Here is a 21673-nt window from a genome sequence, read left to right on the forward strand (position 1 = left end):
ACCTTTATCAATTATCGCTCTAAGCTCGGATACTTCTTCTTGCAGTAATTTGACCCTGTACCTTTTCATCTTTTTTCTAAAGGTACTGAATTATTACGTTATTTTAAATTTTACTTAACACTAATTGTATACTATTATTTTTTCATCCCGGCATTTTATAAGGGTTTCCAGTAATAAGCCGAAATAGTTTATATGGTTCCCATCTATATATTTAACCTTGTTTTTATTCCTAGATTTTTGTTCTATATTCTGAATGGAGTGAATTTGAACATGTGTATGATCTTGTTTACCTACTAAGTACGTAAATGATTGGCTAGTTTCAGTACATGTGAAATTATACCCAATATCTTTTGGTGTAAAATTGTGATCTTCATAACCTAAAATTGTTAATAGACTTGCGCTATAGTGAGTTTTATCGATTTCACTTTTTAAGTCTTTGCATCGTCTAACAATATTAATAAATTCATCATAGCCTTCAAATAACCATAGAAAGAAGTCGATTATTTGAATGCAAGGTATATGAGCAGGGTGAAGAATGCTATCCTTTAAAGCTAAATTTAACCTATTTTTATTAGGGGTGTATTGATCCTTTTTAAGGAACCTCTTTAACATTCGAGGGGTAAGTAGGTTTGCATTGATCATTTCGTCAAGTATATAACAAATGTTTGCTGAAGTAGGAGAAGAAACACCCTTGTATAATTGATACTCATCCTGTTTTAATCTTTTAAGTTGATTATATACTTTTTGCTTAATTCCATCAATATTGCTGAAAGAATACACCTCATTTGAATAGAATTTATCCATATATCCATAGAAGTCCACATCTGCCCCATATCGGTTTTTGAAAATATTTCGGATATTTTCTATATCACACACAAGAATGATTTTATCAAAATCAAATTTATTTTCATCATCACGGTGATCTGTATGTGCTGCAAATACATTAAGCACTCTGAATATATGTTCCGGGTCTATTCTGTCCAGGTCATCAATAATTAATACAGTCTCTTTTTTATTCCTCACCTCTGACTCCCCTTCTGTATCTGTTTCTCCCTGATTATCTTCCTCAGTTTCTTTTAGTTGATCTACTAAATTACAGATGAGTTGGGTAAAGAAATCTTCTTCATAAACACTTCCCTGTTTTTGTGTAAACTGTTCTAGAAAGTTTATCACTGTTTTTTTCTCATCAAGTTGGGCTTCTTCATGATGTTTCAAATATTGATCATATAACTCCTTAAGTTTGTCGGCAATTGGATAAAGGGTTTTACCCAATTTGGGAATGAGGTTTACAAAAGGGGTGAGAATATTTAGTACATTATTAGTCGCGAAGAAGTGTAAAGTTTGAATATGAGGAATATCTAATTTGTCGAACTCAAATACTTTATCTTTATTTTCAAGAAGAGAGAATAAAATATCATACTTCACCAATTCAAAAATATCCTCATTGGAGGCTACACTATAATTTACTGGATAGAGGTGTATGGCTTTGTAGTCGTCATTTTCTTCAAAAAACTTTTTTAAAAAGTAAGTCTTACCACTGCCAAACTTTCCGGAAAATAAAATTCGTTTGTTTTCATCACTACTAAGATGTTCTTCAAACCTTTTTCTAGGGGTTTCAATACTAAATTCTTCCATAGGAGATAAATGGTTTAAATTATACGGCTTTATAGCATATCTGAAAATAGTAAAATTGCAAATTAAACGACCGTTTTATTTGCAAGTATTTTGCAGAAAAAACGGTCGGATTTTTTTGTCTGTATTTGTGCAAAAAAATACCTGAAAGTACCTTTTTTGTGCAAACCCTCGCCTATATCCGTGTCAGCACTGACAAACAAGACCTCGAAAAACTATAGCAGGCTCCATCTCCATGCAACTCACCTATCCGGGAAACAGCGCTTTCGTTTTGGCTAGAAGTGTCCGAAATCTGTTGAAAATGGTCTTTAAGGAAGGATACAAATACAAGCGAATGGGGTACTCCTTTCCGATTTTTGCACGGAACCGGAATTACAACTATCTCTTTACCCTGGATACGACCCGAAGAAGCTCTCATCCCTAATGAAGAGTGTGGATTACCTCTCCGCCAAAATGGGCCGGAAAGCCATACAACTAGCCTGCTCCGCTATCAAACAGCCTTTCAAAATGTGGAAGTCGCCTTGTTATATCACAAATATGGGTGATGTTTTTTAGAATGAAAATTTAAGAGTATTTAGGTAAAAAATTTCTATTTTCATAGCCTTGAAAACATTACTTTCCTAAATAAGCATTATGAAAAAAGTTTCAGCTGAGAATTTTATTAAAATATTAAGGGGTGATGTACTCGCTTTTAAGATGGGCTTTATAAAAGAGAATACTATAGTAATTGATGAGGTAACTGTAGAGGAAAATATTATAGTACAGAATGAAATTACATACAATTTAGAGATTCAGATAAAAAAAGTGGAATTTCAGAGTCAATTTATTATTAAAAAAGGGGAATTTTTAAAGAAATTTTCAATTCAAGGAGGAAATTTTAAACATAGTAGAATAGCTGTACCTGGGTTTTCAATTGAAGGAGGAAAATTTAGTGATTTCTCAATTGAAGGAGGAAAACTTGGTTATGCTTCGATTTTAAATGGTGAATTTGATCGATTTAATATTAGTGGAAATACTGAATTTCGTTTTTTAGACATTTCAGGGGGGATTTTTCCTAATAAATTATCCATCAAAGGGGATCCTAAATTTGATCAGTTTACTATTAAAAAAGTAAATGAGTCTAATAATGTCAAAGTATATATTAAAGGAGGAGAATTCGAAAGTATTTGCTTTGAGGAATCAGAGCTAAAATGTACAGAAATTCAGAACGCAAAAATCAAAAATGACTTTTCAATTAATAATTGTCACTATACAGGTTATTGTAAAATACTTGAAAATAGTTGTATAAACCAATTGACTGTTCAGAATAAGTGTCAATTTGATCATGGTCTTTTAATAGAAAAGGCAAGTACAAAAAAAATTACTTTAGCAAATAGTTTTTTTAAGAATAAATCATCCGTTTTTGCTGAATGTCTATCTTTTATTAATGGAAATCATAATACCCTTAGTATTTATAGTTGTGAGTTATTAAAGAAATTTTATATTTCCAATGGGACATTTAAGGGTAAGGTATTTATTTCTAGAAATGAATTTGGAAAAGATTTTGTAATCAATGGAGGTTCTTTTGAGGATGAAATAAAAATTACAGAGGAGGGAGATACTGAAGGTAATTTTGAAATTTCCAATGGGATATTTAAGGGTAAGGTATTTATTTCTCCAAATGAACTTGAAAAAGGTTTTGTAATCAATGGAGGTTCTTTTGAGGATGAAGTAAAGATTACAGGAGGAAAATTTAAAGGTGACTTTAAAATCTCTAAAGGAGAATTTGAAAAGTCTGTAGTGTTTGAAGGAGGGACTTTCTATAAAGATTTAAAAATAACTGGTGGCAATTTTAAAGAAAAGCTAATTATTAAAAAAGAATCAAAGAAGATCAAATAATGATTATAGTTAGTGGAGGTACTATAAATGAATTAGTCATTGGCCCTTTTAATGAAGAGGAGCAAATTAAAGTGGATTGTAGCGTTTCCAACGACATTAGTATAAAAGGGGCCGATTTAAATGATAACAGTCCTATAACTCAACTCATCTTAAAAGGTAAAATTTCCTCAGACGCAACCCTTGAATGTGCAGATTTACAGATTAACACTCTAAAAATGGAAAAGCTCGTCAATAATGGAAGGCTTTATCTAAGAAATTGTAAAGGACAAGCTTCAAAAAGTGAGGTAATTATTGAAAGTTCTCGTTTGGGCAATACCACTTTTGAAAACTTTGATTTTAATTCATTTGAGAAATTACGGATTGTACATAGCAACTTGAATGAGATTGAAACCTATGAAATGCATTTCCCTGGTTTAGATGGGAATAATAAAATCAAGACTTCAATATCTGAGCTAAATAACAATAACTCTATTTCCGAAGAGTATAGGCGCCAGTCCGAGTTTTATAATAATCTGATGCTTGCAATGCAGAAGCAAGGTAACCGTACACAAGAAAACTTATACTATGCTTCACACTTAGAAACAAAAAGAAAGTATTTAAAAGAAAATAAACAAGAAAAATACTGGGGAAAATTACCGGAAATTATTTCATTGTCCTCTCACAAATATTCTTCAGACTATAGTCAAAATTGGATGATCCCAATTGTCTGGCTTTTATCCTTTGGCCTATTTTGCTTTTATCCTTATTACATTGGATTATTATATGATGACATTCAAAGTGCCATATGTTTTTTGACAATAGGATTTATTTTCTTTTTTTCAATCTTTTTTAGCTTGTCTAAGTCTAAAATAAATTGGCATGAAATTCCAATTCCTTTAGCCTGTTTTGGAGCAGTTTGTATAATCATTTCCATTTTCTCTGTTTTTCCATCATATCTATCAATTATTGATTGGACTTATTTTATAGGCAAATACAGTGAGTTTATTTTACCAACACATAAATTAGACTTTTTATGTAATGATCCCAATGGTTGGATAGTGTTAGACTTTTTTAATCGAATCATCGCAGGCTACCTCATCTATCAAATGATTGTTGCCTTTCGGAGGTCAGGAAAGAAGTAAAGCCTTATTTACTTCTCCTCAATTTATTCAGATAAAATTTAATTAATATCATGAGCATTATTATCTGTGGTATTTTTGGGAGTTGTCACAGTCCCAAGAAAAACCGCTTGGAAGCTGTTAAAATCAGATAAGGAATGCTTAACCAGTCGAAAAGCCTGCCTTAACCAACAGGATAATACTACCTGTTATCAGGCCTGATTCCAAATAGGTGGTGCATTGGCCAATACCTTGGGAGAAATATTTCCACACCTTCCACCAATTCCATCCTTATTATATAGGGACGTCATCAATCGGCAATTCAAAGCCCGTCTGTGCAATCACTATAATTATGATCTGGAAACTTTGGCGTACCAGGCAAAATAATAACACAGATTCAGACTGGTTTTCCCACCGGGAATTTCGTCTGAATCCGTCTTATTCCTACCGGTTACTTTCATTAAAAGTGCGTCCCGGTTCCAAAAAATTTGGTTGAGTTATTGAATCAGGCGTATGGCTTGCCGTATGCCATACGGTATGGTTTTACCACTTTTCCAGATGCCTTTGGAAATCTATGTGGGTTGGCGAAAGATCAAAGAAATCGTGAAGGGAATCAGAGCTGTTAAGTTTAAATTTGGTATTAAACCAAAGAAACTACCTGTAGAGCAGGATATCAGACTGACTACAGGAACATATGTTAAGACATAGCTTTGTTACTAGTTCTACATCTTGACATTTATTAGGGCTAGGAACCAACTTACAATATATTCAAAACTTATTGGGGTATACTTCCGCTAAAACAACAGAAATATATACCTAAATATAAGTCAAAAAGCACTGGAAAATATGAATAACCCCTTGGATAATTTGGCAGTATAGCTAAATTTGGGGAGTTAAAGATAAGCGAAAAATAACAGGGATAATACAATTGGAAATAGGGAGTGGTTCCGGTTATTCCAATGTTGTGTGGCATACAAAAAAACCAACGTGTAAACAGGCATATTTGCTTACCCAAAAGTTAAATGCTCATGCCTCGCAAGCAAAAGAGCCTGTTTTTTTGGGCCAACGCTAGGACAGAAAAAATGAACTTTGAAACTGATAAAAAGAACTTTAAATAGATGGCAAAAAAGAACGGAAACGGAACGGAAGAACCGTTGGAAAAACAACTCTGGAAATCGGCAGACAAGCTGAGAAAAAACATTGATGCTGCGGAATACAAACACGTAGTACTCGGACTGATTTTTTTGAAATACATCTCGGATGCGTTTGAAGAACTCTACGACAAATTGAAAGCCGGAGAAGGCGAATATGCCGGAGCCGACCCGGAGGACAAAGACGAATACAAAGCCGAAAATGTCTTCTTCGTTCCGGAAAAAGCCCGTTGGTCTTATTTGCTCTCGCAAGCCAAACAACCCACTATTGGAAAATCGGTGGATGAAGCCATGGACTTCATTGAAAAGGAAAACGTATCGCTAAAAAGCGTTTTGCCAAAAGTATATGCACGGCAGAATCTTGACCCGACCAGTTTGGGTGAACTCATTGACTTGATCGGTAACATTGCCCTTGGTGATGCCAAAGCCAGAAGTGCTGATGTGCTTGGGCATGTTTTTGAATACTTCCTTGGTGAATTCGCCTTGGCAGAAGGTAAAAAGGGCGGCCAGTTCTACACGCCAAGGAGCGTTGTTGAACTCTTGGTAGAAATGCTAGAACCCTACAAAGGCAGAGTGTTTGACCCTTGCTGTGGTTCGGGTGGAATGTTTGTGCAGTCAGAAGAATTTGTAACAGAGCATCAGGGGAAAATCAACGATATTTCTATTTACGGACAGGAAAGCAATCAAACCACCTGGCGATTGGCAAAAATGAACTTGGCCATTAGGGGTATTGACAGCTCACAGGTGAAATGGAACAATGAAGGGTCGTTTTTGAACGATGCCCACAAAGACTTGAAAGCCGATTACATCATTGCCAATCCACCCTTTAACGTAAGTGACTGGAGCGGTGATTTGCTCCGCAAAGACGGACGCTGGAAATACGGTACACCACCCACAGGAAATGCCAACTACGCCTGGATTCAGCATTTCCTATATCACTTAGCACCGAGCGGACAAGCAGGTTTTGTTTTGGCAAAAGGCGCATTAACTTCTAAAAGTGGTGGTGAAGGTGACATCAGAAAAGAACTGGTAGAAGCCGATTTGATTGACTGCATCGTCAACCTACCTGCCAAGTTGTTTTTGAACACTCAAATTCCTGCTTCGCTATGGTTTATGAGCCGTAACCGCAGCGGTAAGGGCAACGGTTTGTCCTTCCCCTATAGAAACCGAACAGGCGAAATTCTCTTTATTGATGCCCGCAACTTAGGTCATTTGATCAACCGCAGAACCAAAGTGCTTTCTGAAGATGATATCCAAACCATTGCAGACACCTACCATAACTGGCGAAACACCGATGGGAACTACGAAGACGTAAAAGGCTTCTGTGCTTCTGCCACCAAAGAACGAGTAGCCGAATTGGACTATGTACTCACCCCAGGCCGCTATGTAGGCTTGGCAGAGGAAGAAGATGACTTTGACTTTACGGAACGCTTTACCAGCCTAAAAGCTGAGTTTGAAGCCCAACTCAAAGAAGAAGCCGAACTCAACGAACGCATTGCCGCTAACCTTCAAAAAGTGAAAATTGATGAGTGAGTGGAAGGATACCGAGGTAGGTAGAATCCCTGCATCCTGGAAAATGGGGACACTGGGGGAAATCAGCAGTCTTCTAACAGATGGATCGCATTCTTCTCCTAAAATAAGTCAGTCGGATAATCTAATGGCTTCCGTGAAAGATATGCGGTACAATCACTTTGACTTTTCAGATTGTAAAACCATTTCAGATGATGATTTTGAAAAATTAGTCAAGGGGAAGTGTAGTCCAGAATATGGCGATATTCTTTTATCAAAAGATGGTGCTAATTGTTTAGATATCATATTCGTCTACAAGCAAAGCGAAAAGATTGTTCTGCTCTCGTCCATTGCAATTGCAAGACTTGAAAAAGGATATAACCCAGATTTCTATCGGTATTATCTGCTTTCCCCACAGGTTCAAGACTTAATGAAAAACAACTACGTTTCAGGGTCAGCTATACCCAGAGTAATTCTAAAAGATTTTAAAAATGTTCCTGTTCCATTAATCCCTTTAGTCACTCAAAACTCAATCGCAGAAGTCCTTTCCAGCTTAGACGACAAAATAGACCTGCTGCACCGCCAAAACCAAACCCTGGAGCTAATGGCGGAGACGCTGTTTCGGCAGTGGTTTGTGGAGAATTCTAATCCTGAATGGGAAGAAAGGCCTTTGAGTTCAATAGCCACATTTTTAAATGGATTGGCTTGCCAAAAATATCTACCACAAAATGATGTGGACAAGTTGCCAGTTTTGAAAATCAAAGAATTGAGAAATGGTATTACCGAAGATTGCGATTGGTGTACTACAGAAGTTGATGAAAAGTACATAGTAGAAAATGGCGATGTAATTTTCTCATGGTCAGCGTCATTGATGGTCAAGATATGGGATGGTGAAACCTGCATTTTGAATCAACATCTTTTCAAGGTAACATCAGATGAATTTCCAAAATGGTATTTCTACTTGTGGAGTAAGTTCCATCTTGACCAATTTATTGCAATAGCGAGAGCACATGCAACAACAATGGGGCACATCAAAAGAGGAGATTTAGATGAAGCAATGGTATTGACACCTTCTGAGGATGAAATCAATGAAATGAGTGCTCATTTTGAGCCTGTCATTGATAAAATCACTGTCAATAATCGACAAATAAGTAAGCTAGTTGCCTTTAGGGATACCCTTCTTCCAAAACTCATGAGTGGTGAAATAAGCATTGACACAGATGAATAAACTCAAAACTGTCATAGAAGAATATCGCAATTGGGCTGGTTTATCGACTTACATTGACCGCATAGAAACTCATATTGAAATTGATTTCAGTCACTCACTTGAAAATGCAAAAGCTCTATTGGAAAGTGTTGGAAAAGAAATCTGTGATAAAAATGGCGTTGAGTTAGGCATAAAACCTTCTGTGAATAGTGTTTTAAAGAAATGCTTTTCTTCTATGGGTTACGCAAATGGAACTTTGGTCAATCAAGTTTCATCAGCTTTGGCGACCATTGCACAACAAGTTGGTGAATTAAGAAACGATATAGGATTGACTTCTCACGGTAAATCTTTAGAAGAAATCAAACAGCGGAACAGCAAAGTTGATGTAATTACCAGAGAGTTTTTAATTGATACGGTTGAAACAGTTTGCGTTTTCATTATCAGAAACTACGAAAGCAAAAAAGAAAAGAAAGCGGCTGAGCAACTTGAAGATACTTTGGACTATTGGGAAGCTGACGACTTCAACGAATTTTGGGATGATTCTTTTGGCGAATTTAAAATGGGCGATTACTCATATCCTGCAAGTGAAATTCTGTTCAATGTTGACAAACAAGCCTATGTAAACGAATACAAAGCATACACCGAAACTGAAGAATGACAAGAATAACCGAAAACACCATAGAAGATTTTGCCATCAAATTGTTAGAAGGGTTAGGTTATGAATACATCTACGCCCCAAGCATTGCTCATGATGGCGAAAACCCGGAACGTAGTTCTTACGAAGAAATATTGCTAACTAATCGCATGGTAGAAGCGGTGCGGAGAATCAATCCAAATGTTCCACTTGCAGCACAGGAAGAAGCCATCAAAGAAATTCAGCGCATCCATTCGCCCGAGTTATTGACCAACAACGAGAACTTTCATCGCCTATTAACAGAAGGCATCCAAGTTAGTTATCAGAAAGATGGTCAACAAAGAGGCGATTTGGTGTGGTTGATAGATTTCAACACACCTGAAAACAACGACTTTATTGTTGCCAATCAATTTACGGTGGTAGAAGATGGCGTAAACAAACGCCCGGATGTGATTTTGTTTGTCAACGGCATTCCTTTGGTGGTGATCGAACTGAAAAATGCAGTCGATGAAAACGCCACCATCAGATCTGCTTTCCGCCAGATAGAAACCTACAAAGCAGTTATTCCTAGCCTTTTTACATATAATGCTTTCACCGTTATTTCAGACGGATTGGAAGCCCGATCCGGAACCCTTTCATCGGGTATGAGCCGCTTTATGGCCTGGAAATCGGCAGACGGAAAAGAAGAAGCATCGCACTTGGTAAGCCAAATGGAAACGCTTATCAAAGGCATGCTGAACAAAGAAACCTTGCTCGATTTGATACGGCATTTCATCGTTTTTGAAAAATCGAAAAAGGAAGATACGGAAACAGGGGTAACGACCATTTCAACTATAAAGAAATTAGCGGCTTATCATCAATTCTATGCGGTGAACCGTGCAGTTGAATCTGCCATGAGAGCCACTGGCTACAACGTTGAGAAAGAAACGCCAACCAGCATGGTGATGGAATCGCCAGAAAATTATGGTGTGGCTGGTGTAAAATCACAACCTTCAGGAGATAGAAAAGGTGGTGTGGTTTGGCATACCCAAGGAAGTGGAAAATCTCTTTCCATGGTTTTCTTTACTGGTAAAATTGTGTTGGCTTTGGACAATCCCACCGTTGTGGTCATCACCGACCGTAACGATTTGGACGACCAACTCTTTGATACTTTTGTTGCATCCACCCAGCTCTTACGTCAAGAACCCAAGCAAATTGAAAACCGAAACGATTTAAAAGAAAAACTGAAAGTAGCTTCGGGTGGTGTGATTTTCACCACCATTCAAAAGTTCTCACCCGAAGAAGGTAATGTATATGAAACCCTTTCGGAAAGAGAAAACATTGTGGTGATTGCCGATGAAGCTCACCGAACACAATACGGTTTTAAAGCCAAAACGGTAGATGACAAAGACGAACAAGGCAATGTGATAGGAAAGAAAACCGTGTACGGTTTTGCCAAATACATGCGTGATGCTTTGCCCAATGCCACTTACATCGGTTTTACAGGAACTCCCATTGAAAGCACAGATGTCAACACACCTGCTGTTTTCGGAAATTACATTGACGTTTACGACATCGCTCAGGCGGTGGAAGACGGGGCAACGGTTCGTATTTACTATGAAAGTCGCCTAGCTAAGGTTAAGCTCACAGAAGAGGGAAAAAAAATAATAGAAGAGCATGAGGATTTTGAAAAGTTGATAGAATGGGAAAATCCTGAATTTTCTAATGCCACCCAAAGAGCTAAGGCTAAATGGACAAGGCTGGAAGCCTTAATTGGAAGTGAAAACAGAATAAAGAATATAGCCAACGACATTATTCAACACTTTGGGCAGCGGCAAGAAGTGTTTGAAGGCAAAGGAATGATTGTGACCATGTCCAGAAGGATTGCCGCTGATTTGTATGAAGAAATCGTCAAGCTCAAACCCGAATGGCATTCAGCCGATTTGGACAAAGGTGCGATTAAAGTGGTAATGACTTCATCATCTTCCGATGGACCGAAAATCGCCAAACATCATACCACCAAACAACAGCGTAGAACCCTTGCCGAACGGATGAAAGACCCTGATGACGAATTGAAATTGGTCATCGTTCGGGATATGTGGCTCACAGGTTTTGATGCCCCAAGCATGCACTCGCTTTACATTGACAAACCGATGAAAGGCCACAATTTGATGCAAGCGATTGCACGAGTTAACCGGGTGTATAAAGACAAACCCGGTGGATTGGTAGTGGATTATTTGGGCATTGCTTCCGACTTGAAAAAAGCACTTTCCTTCTACTCAGATGCCGGAGGAAAAGGAGACCCAACCATTGTCCAAGAACAAGCGGTTGAATTGATGTTAGAGAAACTGGAAGTAGTTTCGCAGATGTTCAGCGGTTTCCCATATGAAGATTATTTCCAAGCGGAAACTGGTCAGAAGCTTTCCATGATTCTAGCAGCCGAAGAACACATTCTCGGTTTAGAAGATGGTAAGAAAAGATACATTAATGAAGTAACCGCCTTGTCTAAAGCTTTTGCCATTGCCGTTCCCCATGAACAAGCCATGGATGTGAAGGATGAAGTTTCTTTTTTTCAAGCGGTTAAAGCAAGATTAGTTAAGTTTGACGGAACAGGTTCTGGAAGAACGGACGAAGAAATTGAATCGACCATTCGTCAAGTCATTGACCAAGCGTTGGTTTCAGAACAAGTGATTGATGTTTTTGATGCGGCAGGAATCAAGAAACCGGATATTTCCATTCTTTCAGAAGACTTCTTGATGGAACTAAAAGGCATGAAGCATAAGAATGTGGCACTTGAAGTCTTGAAAAAGCTGCTCAATGATGAAATAAAAGCACGTTCCAAAAAGAACCTGGTAAAGAGTCAGTCACTGAAAGAAATGTTGGAAAATTCTATTAAGAAATATCACAACAAGATTTTGACGGCTGCTGAAGTGATGGATGAGCTCATTAAGTTGAGTAAGGAAATCGTCAACATAGACAGTGAAGCTCAAAAACTTGGACTTTCTGACTTTGAGTACGCATTCTATACGGCAGTAGCCAACAACGATTCTGCAAAACAACTCATGCAGCAAGACAAGTTGAGAGAGCTTGCCGTGATATTAACAGAACAAGTGAAGCAAAATGCATCGATCGACTGGACAATAAAAGAAAGTGTCCGAGCGAAACTGAAAGTAATCATTAAAAGAACCCTAAGACAATACGGCTACCCGCCTGATATGCAAAAGCTGGCTACTGAAACCGTGCTGAAACAGGCAGAGATGATTGCAAAAGAACTAACAACTGACTGATAAATACCAACGCTCAAGGCAGACACACAAGCTAAAGCTTGTTAAAGAGTATGTCTGAGTCAACACACGGTTACAAAAGAAAAAAGTCGAGTAGGTAGAAGATGAGCCTCACTCACTAAGCCTTTCACATCATAAGGTTAGGTGTACTAGCCACCACTTGATCTGACAGGTCATAATTATCGGTCACTATATTCCTTTGGCGAGCTACATCCATCTTGTTCAAGCTCCGGATATAGCAGAGCGTTGCTACTACCTCATACAGTTCACTGTATCCTCCTAAAAATGTCAAATTTTCATCCTAAAAAGGGCGTTGATACTGAGTGGTCATTTTGGGTGTAGCGGGTCAACTGGGGGGGGAATTGTGACCTTGTGGCCAGGCCTCTCTTTTGGAACCTCTTCTGCGCATAGGTAACTTGTGCGATTGGCTGCAAGTTTTATGCGTATTCCATTGGGATAGCATATGATACGACATGGAAATTATACCTCATATTGTACAGCGCTTTTCATTTGGAGAATAATCCCAATAACCGCTCCCAAAATGTTTTCTTAGGTTTTGTATGCAATTCGGACGGTTTCAAATCAATATTTGGACTTGTTTCAACTGGCAAACTTTTTTGCTCAACATGAGTGATTTTTGCTCTTTCTCTCTCAAACGATGGTAGTTCTGGCTTTTTGGCTTCAATTTCTTCTTGTTTAGGAAGTTCATTGCTACACTCTCTACCATTAATTATGGTTTCCCAATTTGGATCATGTAATCTTTTTGCAAACCTTTGTTTTCTAAAATATCCACTTAATTGCTTTTGTAATTTCTGAACATCACCTTGAAACTTTATTTTATGCCAAATGTCAACTTCTATTGCTGTAAGATTATTATTCCGATAGAATTTTTTCTTTGAATTTTTAACCCGATTAGAAAGATGCAGTTCAATGATGATCATTGAGTTTACAGGAAAACCGAATTTATTTTCCTTGCAAATACGACAGTATAAATCTGCCTTATACTTTCCATCTTCAAATGGTTGCTCAATAATTACCTCTGAAAAAAAAATTGAATCCTCTATTTCTCCAATTTTGATATTTAGTGATTTTAAATCAGAGATTATTTTTTTCGAGAGTTGATGCTCAATGCTTTCTCCTCCTCCAGAGTTTTTATTTCCCCCATGACCAGGTTTAAATGCAAAATGAGGCTTTTGTTTTGTGGAATTAACTTTCGCGATCATTGGTATATGATGCCATAATGAAAAGTAGGTTCTTCCTTCCCAAGCTGAAGGAGTCTCACCATTCAATCCTTGAATAACATCATATATGGAAATTATCTTACTATCAGGATTATTTTCTAAATGAGCAAGGTATTTCATTACTTGTTTTTATCCATAGTAAAAAATTAATGCCTCAGTGAGTAAATTGCCCGTTGGATCAATTCCAACTTCTTTATGCCGTACAACGGTTTGGGTTATGAGCAGTAGCATCCCACAGGGTACTATTGCTTATTGGTTTTGTTGTCCCAGGTTTTTATTTTTTTCTTGTTTTCAATCAGCTTTTCAGAATTAAATCCAATCATCGGGTCGGTTCGCATCCAAAAACGCTTTCGAGCCTCATTCAATTCTTTATTGATGTTTCGACTTGCAAAGATCTCCTTAAACTTCTCAAGCGATTGGTTCATTCGTTTGGTGGAGCTTAACCATAGTTCAGCATCAACTTCTTCCAACAGTTTATTTAAATTTCGAACAGCATTCCTGTTAAACTCGGAATATCCATCAATATGGATTTCATCTGGCTTCCAACTTGGTGTCGTTATCAAAACACCGTCCAAATCAAGTATTATAACGTTCTTTATTTAATTGGGCGCAACAACTATATAATTACCAATAAAACTGTATTTATTTTGTAGTAACTAAGATAATAAATCTCTCAGAAAAGTATTTGGGTATGGCACATTTTCCAATAAATATGGAGTGCCCAAACCGTCTGAGAAGATGGAATAGGTTTCTCCTTCTACAATGGCACAAAATTGCCTTCGTCAAAGACCCAGGTGATCAGGTTTTCTACGGGTTCGGGTTTAAACGATTGAATAAATTGAAAATAAAACGAACATCAGTCTTTCCAATGAGTTTTGGTTAATTTACCTGTCAGGGATGGTGGAACCACTGTTAGCTCCCAGTCCTCTTCCTTTGTTTGGTGGAGAATGATCATGCATCCTTTCGGTAAAGTGCCGTCCTCTGAAAATTCCAATTCCTTAATTTTACACGAAGTCGTGATGCCGTTGCTGTCTATCTGGCATTGAAAGGGCTCGCCCGTATGTCCATAAAAATGATAATGAAAAATCACCTGGTCCAGTGTGTGACGGATTTCGGGCATTCCATACCCCCGTTGACTTGCATCGTCTTTGTCATGCGAGAGCAAAATATCAAAGTGTTCGTTTGTTTGGAACAGGGATGCTAACTGTTTCCGTTCATACTCCTGGATAAAGCGTTTTGCCGTCCGTCCTTTTCGGTCACCAATCCTTCCGATCCCCACAAAGCTCAACCGTTTATCCCCCTTTCGAAAGGTTTGAATATGACCTGTTTTGCAGATCCATACCCTTTGATAGACATCTATGGGAAACCGTGAAGCCTTACCACTTTTTTGTTCTAAGGCATCCAGATAGTCGTGGTCTTCATGATTCCCCCGAACACAAATCATATGCAAATCGAGCTGTTGGAGATAAGCCTTGATGGTCGCCTTTTCTTGGACAAAATCCTCATGGAAACCCAATTCATCCCGGTCGTACCGGGCATGTTTCAGAGTGGCCTTATCCAATGCCTTCAAATCGGGATAGGCTCCTAAATCCCCGCATTGTAAAATCAAATCCACTTTCTCCCCAGTCTCCTGTTGATACAAATCCACCAGTTTAAACGGGAGTAATAGTTTTCCATGAAGGTCTGCAAAAATCGCGATGCGCATATTGGATCAATTTTTTTCTTATCTATTACACTTAGTTCACGAACGAGATGCTTGCGACAGTATTGGGGAAATTTAGTTTATAACATAGTTACTCGCTAATAACTCAACATAGCTATCATACCCTTCAATCAAATAATGTTTTAAATTTAATCTATTTCTAGGATCATACCTTTCTTTGGATTCTTTTAACCAATGAGAATCATCTATTTGGTAAAATCCAGATGAAGGATGATACCCATTAATAACCCAAAACTCATACTCCGATACATTTTCTTCATTAATATCTAATATTTCAAAATTTTCATAATTGCTCTCTTGAAAATTTAATGAGATACACTTTAACTCGGCGACTAACTTAAATTCTATTTGAATAGTTGTGCGTTTTTCCTTTTGCTTAAAGTCCTCCAAAAGGAATGATTCTAATTTTATTTTAGCACTGTTTCTTTCTTTATATTCTACAAATAAATCTGTAGTAGATATTTTAAAATCTACTTCCTCTGGGATCAAAATCTTCATAGGTATCTTCAAACTTCAAATGTTTACTTACAACTACTATTAACTTTTTTTAGAAAGCCAGATCCATCTTTATTTTTGGTAATATTAATAGTTTTTGAAGGAGGTCTGTTTTTAATATCGGCAACTAGATGTGGAGGGACTCTATCATAAGGAACTTTTATAGTCATATCCGGAGTTTTTCCTGACTCCACTATTGCCGCCAACCCTCTATTATTTAGTGTAACATTTTTACCTGTCGCGGGATCAACAGTATATGAAATAACCATTACATTTGGATCAATTTTTCCTGCCTTTATATCACTAGACACATCAGTTATTGATTGACCAATTATTACATCATCAGCTTGAGAACCTATACTACTAAAATTTGGAGCTATCCTATCTTGCCCAAAATATATGTCTTTTGGAAATTCTGTTACTTCTCCAACAGAAAATGGATCAAAACTACTTAACCCAAAAACATCCACCCAAGCATTACTATCATGCACATAAGCATAAATATTCGGATTATTCCCCGCCAAGCCAATCGGATCCTGGGAAATATACGTCCCTGATTCAGGCGAATAGTACCGAAAACGGTTGTAGTACAAGCCCGTCTCTACATCCTCGTACTGTCCTTGGTTCCGGAAGGGACAATCTTGAAAGGGACAATCTTGAATCGAGCCTCTTTCTAAAGTTCGGATCTTTCCATAGATGTCCAATTCGGCTTGCCAAACCAGGTTGCCTACGTGGTTGTACATCAGGCATGGAGTACCCAAATAATCCGATACGATGGAATAGGTTTCTCCTAAAAAAAATTTAGCCGAAGAAATTATATACACCTCTTTCGCTAAATTGAAACCGTCAAGACTCCTCCTACAGTTGTAGTTTTTATTTGAAATGAAAATTCTTAATAATCAACTAGATGATTCTTTGTGCTCTATATAAGCATTACTGTTTAACTTTTGCCTCTTATCGAGCATTTTAAGTATTCGTATATTCTCAAAAACGGATTTAGCTGTTTGGCTGAGAGTTTCTAATTGATGAAGACTAAGTTCAATAGAAACAAAACCCTCATTAAACTCTATTTTTTGTAAATCTTGTACTCTTAATTGAAGAGTTGCTTTTTCAAATTTACTTTCAACCATATATAAAGCGTCTATGGTCCCAAATTGGCTTTTATTATCCTTACTTTCAAGAAGATATGCGCCAGTATATAATTTTTTTTTCATGTTATTTTTTGCATTTTATTATCGGTTGTTCATCCAAGTCTAATGGCATTCCCCCGTCTAACAATTTATTTAGCTTATTGATATTATCTACAAAATTAGTTTTTACATAGTTTAAGCCAGCTTCTTGTGCCACATACAATGTTCGATTGTTCAGAGTTACAATATTTTGCCCCCCATTTAATTCCATTACATTTAGCTGTAATCCATTAGGTAATTTTCCCTCTTTTGCGGTTTGCTCTATGGCTTCTTTCGATGTTTTTCCCCTCCAAGGCCCCTCATTAAATTTATCACTAATAGAATTCTGAGTAAATTGAATATCCCAGGGATCCATTAGCCCAAGTGGGTCTATTCTCATGTTACTACCACTGACATACCCATAAATATTCGGATTGTTCCCCGCCAAGCCAATCGGATCCTGGGAAATATACATCCCACTGTTTCCATCGTAATACCGGAAGCGGTTGTACATTAAGCCATCCAACTCTGCATCTTCGTACTGCCCCTGGTTCCGGAAAGGAATGAAGTGTTGCTCTCCTTTGGTTTGGCTGCGGATATTGCCATAAATATTGTATTCCACCTCCCAAACAAGATTCCCCACTCCGTTGTAGGCGGCAATGGGTTTGCCAATGTAATCGGTGACAATGCTGCTGGGCCCCTATTTTGATGGTCTTTGTAGAAGAGGGAGATATAAAAAAGCCCATGAGTCATTATTCATGGGCTTTTTTGATCAACTTTAGAATAAGATATTTTTAGCTCATTAAACTATTGTCTGTTGCATTCCCATCAAACCACCCTAAGTGTTTAGCTTTTAGTAATAGGCATAAAAGCAGTTATCAATTAAAGTAAGCAAGCCATCAACCCGGTCATCTTTAATCTTTACACACTGAGATTCGAGCGCTTTTAATTCTTGAAAAACACCTGCATCTTCTTGCTCCATTTTTTCAAAGGTCTCACTATTTATAAGTGATAAGGTAGCGATGAGAAGCCGTTCAAATTCCGGATCTGTTTTTTTAAGTTGATACCCCTTTATGAACTCCATCGCATTTTCTAAAATAAATCCTTGGTAATGCTCATGCGTGTCAAATAACAATGATAAATTTTCCTGAACTTTATATATCTGACAGGCATCTTCGTATTTAGAAGATAAAGCGATTAATTGCTTACTTTTTAAGTCCAATATTGAAAAACTTAATTCCTCAAAAAACACTTTTTTCTCTCTTTTTATTTTTAGGAGAAGTTGTTCAAGTGGTTTCTTATCAAAATGAACTTTACGAGTTTCAAAAAAGCCCTTTTCAAGGAGGAAATTTTGAGGAACCCCTAAGCTGATGTTTCCCCAAAAATTCGGACAGTAAATTAAGTTTAAAAATAAACAATTAAATTTACTGATATGACGAGAAGGAAATTCACATCGGCTTTTAAGACCAAGGTAGTTTTGGCAGTCTTAAAAGAGCGGGAAAGTTTATCGGAACTTGCCCAAAAGTATGAGGTTCACCCCCAGCAGATCAGGACATGGAAACGGGAATTTCTAAAAGGCGCAGAAAATGTATTCAGCCATGGTGAAAAGAAAAGCGCCAGGACGGAAGCCGAAGAAAAAGAAGAAAAGTTATTGAAAATCATCGGCCGGCAAAAAGTGGAACTTGATTTTTTAAAAAAAGCCTTGTCGTGAAAAAAACAGTACCGGAACGCAAGTCCATGATAGACAAGGATTATGCAAGCCTGAGCCTGGTACAACATGTGTTTTATTGTCGATAAGCCGCTCAAGCCTGTATTACAAGCCCTGTGGGGAATCCGGGCTGAACCTTGAGTTGATGCGCTTGATGGATGCACACTACCTGGACCACCCCTACAAAGGAGCCGGTCGCATGCACACCTGGCTGACCAAAGACCTCGGGTATAAAGTCAGCCTGAACCGTATAGAACGCCTGTATTACAGAAAAATGGGGTTGCGTTCATTGCTGCCTGGTCCCCATACTTCCAAACCGAGCCAGGAAAACCCGGTGTACCCCCTACCTTTTGAGGGGCCTGGAAATCAGTCACCCCAATCAAGTGTGGGCCACCGACATTACATATATACCGATGAAAAACGGATTTATGTACCTGATGGCCATCATCGACCTGTACAGCCGTTATGTGGTACACTGGTCGGTATCCAACAGCATGGAGGCCGAATGGTGCACCAAGGTCTTTAAGGAAGCTGTGGAAAGACAGGGAGCCCCCAAGATTTTAAATACCGATCAGGGCAGCCAGTTTACCAGCGAGGTTTTTAGCAAAGCAGTGCTGGCACACAGCCAGCTTTCCATGGACGGCAAAGGAAGGGCCACCGACAATGCCTTTATAGAAAGGCTATGGAGAACGGTAAAATATGAAAAGGTATATTTGGAGCCCCCTACCGATGGGGTGCACCTTTATCACATACTGCACAGCTTTTTTGATGAATACAACCATAAAAGAAGGCACAACAGCATTGAAGATGACAGACCAAAGGATCGGTATTTCTCTTGTAACCCACCCCGTAATAATCAAGTCCGGGCGGCTTAAAAGAAAAATAGCAAACTAAGAAATGAGCAAGAACTGTCTGAAACATTGGGGGGAGATCAGTTCCTGAAATGGGAATTTTTAACCCAAAGGATGAAATTTAAACATGCTCTAAAACTAAGTATTTTGTAGAAAAGAGACTTCAAGGTAAAAAAGGAGGGGTGTACTCTGAAGGTTTCAATTGTATGGTGATATTATCGGGAACCCTTCCTTTTATTTCTTTCAGGGGATTATGAGCTAAAGTTATCAAACACTTTCCCTTTATTTTATACAACCACTCTGTATCAAACTCCTTAATTTGATTTCCCGCTAGATGGAGTTCTTCTAAAAAAATCAACTCCTCATCAATCTCCTCAATCAAATTACAAGAAAGGTACAAGTATTTTAAACTGTGTGAAGGGATATTTTCTATTTTTCTAATCTCATTAAAATGCAATATCAAAACCTCCAAGTTTAATAAATTTTCCAAGCCTTTGATTTGCTCAATTGGGTTATAAGCGAGGTTTAATTCCTTAAGTTGTGATAAGTTATTTAAACCTTGCAGTTGTAGAATTCGGTTTGAACTCAAATCTAAAGTTTCTAACGTTTCTAAGTGATTCAAACCTTCAATCTTGGTAATCTGGGATGAACTTAGACTAAGCTCTCTGAGTTGATTCATCTTCTCAAACCCCTTTATCCCTGCTATCGGATTGTTACCCAAATCTAATACTTCTAACCTAGGAAATCTTTCCAACCCTGTAATTTGACTAATTCCACAACCATTTAATAGTAATGTTTTGAGGGAAGGAATAGCACAAATATTGTCAATATTATCAATTTTGTTGCCATCCAAATCTAACACCTTCAGACACTTAAGACATTCCAACCCTTCAATAGAATTAATATCTATACATCCTAAGACTAATTTTTTAAGACAAGATAATGTTGTTATTTCTTCTAGTTTTGAGATACGGTTACGAGACAAGTCTAATTCTTCAAGTCGTGTGAATGTTTTTATCCCTTCTATATTTTTAATCTCACATTCTATTAGAGATAAGACTCTCAGGTGTTTGGCAATAGGTGACAACCTATGTAAGTGTTGAAGTTTAACTTCTTCCAGATATAATGCTACAATATTTCCAAACATATCTACACTGTAGGTATGTTTATCTTCTATAGGTAGATTAGATTCTATTAATTCTATATTAAAATCTCTTTCTAGTTTCTTGATAAATTCACTCATTAGTTACAACCCTTTAAACTCTTAAACTTTGCTGCATTATCTTTTCCTTTTGGATTTATATTTGCCCCCAATCTTCTAAGTACCTCTTCTGCATATGAAAAACAGTCCATTTTATTAAGTTTGTATTTTTTTCCTGTATATTTATTCTTTATATCACTTACAGCACTTACCGCATCGTCTCCTTCTTTTTTAACTATTACATCTATGGAGTCAACTATATCATTATCATTTCCAATATATTTGTCTGTCTTAATTAATATTTTATTATTACTATTCTTAGTAAGGTGCGTTACATTCTCTTCTTCCGTACCAGGAAATGCAACTTTATAATGAACTTGATTATTTCTTTTATAAAAGAATTTTATTAATTGAGCCTTTAATTCTGTGAGCCCCAATACATCCACCCAAACATTACTATCACTGACATACGCATAAATATTCGGATTATTTCCTACTAACCCAATCGGATCCTGCGAAATATACGTTCCCGATTCAGGCGAATAGTACCGGAAGCGGTTGTAGTACAAGCCTGTCTCTGCATCCTCGTACTGGCCTTGGTAACGGAAGGGACAGTCTTGAATTGAGCCTCTTTCCAGGGTTCGGATCTTTCCATAGATGTCCAATTCGGCTTGCCAAACCAGGTTGCCTACATGGTTGTACATCAGGCATGGAGTACCCAAATAGTCTGAGACGGTGGAATAGGTTTCTCCTTTTACGATCTTGGCACTTGGCACAAAACTCCCTTCGTCAAAGACCCAGGTGATCAGGTTTTCTGTGAGAGAAAATTATTACTTTATATTTCCTCCATCAAAAAGTGGATGCCTCAGAGCTATTTACCCAAGACATCCACCATTTATTAAAAGAAACCAATT

General features: G+C 37.5%; 20 protein-coding genes and 1 pseudogene. 10 read left to right on the top strand and 11 right to left on the bottom strand.

All coding sequences use genetic code 11. The features are described 5' to 3' along the window. Positions 1–120: 120 nt before the first annotated feature. Positions 121–1635: a P-loop NTPase fold protein gene (locus tag AAG747_RS19315; protein ID WP_346822859.1), complete on the bottom strand. Its 1515-nt coding sequence runs from the start codon at positions 1633–1635 to the stop codon at positions 121–123. Between the two features lie 420 nt (positions 1636–2055). On the opposite strand from AAG747_RS19315, the gene AAG747_RS29225 reads away from it, so the two are divergent. From AAG747_RS29225 to AAG747_RS19345, 7 genes are all read left to right on the top strand, one after another. Further along, entirely contained in the window at positions 2056–2187 is a 132-nt protein-coding gene (locus tag AAG747_RS29225) for a DUF4113 domain-containing protein (protein ID WP_430300664.1), read from the top strand. A 78-nt stretch (positions 2188–2265) separates the two neighbouring features. Then, positions 2266–3510: a hypothetical protein gene (locus AAG747_RS19320; protein ID WP_346822860.1), complete on the top strand. Its 1245-nt coding sequence runs from the start codon at positions 2266–2268 to the stop codon at positions 3508–3510. Beyond that, complete coding sequence (locus AAG747_RS19325) at positions 3510–4631, top strand: hypothetical protein (protein ID WP_346822861.1); 1122 nt, start codon at positions 3510–3512, stop codon at positions 4629–4631. The genes AAG747_RS19320 and AAG747_RS19325 overlap by 1 nt, the downstream gene beginning before the upstream one ends. Positions 4632–5725: 1094 nt before the next feature. Beyond that, positions 5726–7291 carry a class I SAM-dependent DNA methyltransferase gene (locus tag AAG747_RS19330; RefSeq protein ID WP_346822862.1) on the top strand — a complete coding sequence of 522 codons (1566 nt, stop codon included), beginning with the start codon at positions 5726–5728 and terminating at the stop codon, positions 7289–7291. Next, a complete protein-coding gene (locus AAG747_RS19335; protein ID WP_346822863.1) occupies positions 7284–8495 on the top strand; it encodes a restriction endonuclease subunit S in 1212 nt (403 codons plus the stop codon). The genes AAG747_RS19330 and AAG747_RS19335 overlap by 8 nt, the downstream gene beginning before the upstream one ends. After that, on the top strand, positions 8488–9132 hold the full coding sequence (locus AAG747_RS19340) for an abortive infection family protein (RefSeq protein ID WP_346822864.1): 645 nt from the start codon (positions 8488–8490) through the stop codon (positions 9130–9132). The genes AAG747_RS19335 and AAG747_RS19340 overlap by 8 nt, the downstream gene beginning before the upstream one ends. Continuing rightward, on the top strand, positions 9129–12374 hold the full coding sequence (locus AAG747_RS19345; RefSeq protein WP_346822865.1) for a type I restriction endonuclease subunit R: 3246 nt from the start codon (positions 9129–9131) through the stop codon (positions 12372–12374). The genes AAG747_RS19340 and AAG747_RS19345 overlap by 4 nt, the downstream gene beginning before the upstream one ends. A gap of 503 nt (positions 12375–12877) precedes the next feature. Here the strand turns inward: AAG747_RS19345 and AAG747_RS19350 are convergent. The 8 genes from AAG747_RS19350 to AAG747_RS19385 form a co-directional block, all read right to left on the bottom strand. Further along, a complete protein-coding gene (locus AAG747_RS19350; protein ID WP_346822867.1) occupies positions 12878–13732 on the bottom strand; it encodes a hypothetical protein in 855 nt (284 codons plus the stop codon). Between the two features lie 122 nt (positions 13733–13854). Next, on the bottom strand, positions 13855–14211 hold the full coding sequence (locus AAG747_RS19355; protein WP_346823029.1) for an HAD domain-containing protein: 357 nt from the start codon (positions 14209–14211) through the stop codon (positions 13855–13857). Positions 14212–14468: 257 nt separating this feature from the next. Next, positions 14469–15317, bottom strand: coding sequence for a metallophosphoesterase family protein (locus AAG747_RS19360; protein WP_346822868.1), 849 nt, complete (start codon positions 15315–15317; stop codon positions 14469–14471). Positions 15318–15389: 72 nt separating this feature from the next. Then, positions 15390–15833 (bottom strand): hypothetical protein, encoded by a 444-nt coding sequence (locus AAG747_RS19365; protein ID WP_346822869.1) that lies wholly within the window; start codon positions 15831–15833, stop codon positions 15390–15392. Between the two features lie 23 nt (positions 15834–15856). Next, positions 15857–16654: an RHS repeat domain-containing protein gene (locus tag AAG747_RS19370; RefSeq protein WP_488168894.1), complete on the bottom strand. Its 798-nt coding sequence runs from the start codon at positions 16652–16654 to the stop codon at positions 15857–15859. Positions 16655–16729: 75 nt separating this feature from the next. Next, complete coding sequence (locus AAG747_RS19375; RefSeq protein WP_346822871.1) at positions 16730–17044, bottom strand: hypothetical protein; 315 nt, start codon at positions 17042–17044, stop codon at positions 16730–16732. A gap of 1 nt (position 17045) precedes the next feature. After that, positions 17046–17687, bottom strand: a complete 642-nt coding sequence (locus tag AAG747_RS19380; RefSeq protein WP_488168895.1) for an RHS repeat domain-containing protein — start codon at positions 17685–17687, stop codon at positions 17046–17048. A 165-nt stretch (positions 17688–17852) separates the two neighbouring features. Continuing rightward, positions 17853–18251, bottom strand: a complete 399-nt coding sequence (locus AAG747_RS19385; RefSeq protein WP_346822873.1) for a hypothetical protein — start codon at positions 18249–18251, stop codon at positions 17853–17855. A 180-nt stretch (positions 18252–18431) separates the two neighbouring features. Between AAG747_RS19385 and AAG747_RS19390 the strand changes: the two genes are divergently transcribed. The 3 genes and pseudogenes from AAG747_RS19390 (at position 18432) to AAG747_RS19400 (ending at position 19582) form a co-directional block, all read left to right on the top strand. Then, positions 18432–18710 (top strand): transposase, encoded by a 279-nt coding sequence (locus tag AAG747_RS19390; RefSeq protein WP_346822874.1) that lies wholly within the window; start codon positions 18432–18434, stop codon positions 18708–18710. A 142-nt stretch (positions 18711–18852) separates the two neighbouring features. Then, positions 18853–18990 (top strand): annotated as a pseudogene (locus AAG747_RS19395) (IS3 family transposase); the annotation flags it as partial. A 100-nt stretch (positions 18991–19090) separates the two neighbouring features. Next, positions 19091–19582 carry a DDE-type integrase/transposase/recombinase gene (locus AAG747_RS19400; RefSeq protein WP_346822875.1) on the top strand — a complete coding sequence of 164 codons (492 nt, stop codon included), beginning with the start codon at positions 19091–19093 and terminating at the stop codon, positions 19580–19582. Positions 19583–19721: 139 nt separating this feature from the next. On the opposite strand, the gene AAG747_RS19405 is transcribed toward AAG747_RS19400, so the two are convergent. Together AAG747_RS19405 and AAG747_RS19410 are read right to left on the bottom strand one after the other, a co-directional pair. Then, positions 19722–20801 carry a leucine-rich repeat domain-containing protein gene (locus AAG747_RS19405; RefSeq protein WP_346822876.1) on the bottom strand — a complete coding sequence of 360 codons (1080 nt, stop codon included), beginning with the start codon at positions 20799–20801 and terminating at the stop codon, positions 19722–19724. Then, entirely contained in the window at positions 20801–21568 is a 768-nt protein-coding gene (locus AAG747_RS19410; RefSeq protein ID WP_488168896.1) for an RHS repeat domain-containing protein, read from the bottom strand. Before AAG747_RS19410 ends, AAG747_RS19405 begins: the two co-directional genes overlap by 1 nt. Positions 21569–21673: the final 105 nt, after the last annotated feature.

Source organism: Rapidithrix thailandica, from assembly GCF_039710355.1.
GTDB classification, from domain to species: domain Bacteria; phylum Bacteroidota; class Bacteroidia; order Cytophagales; family Flammeovirgaceae; genus Rapidithrix; species Rapidithrix thailandica.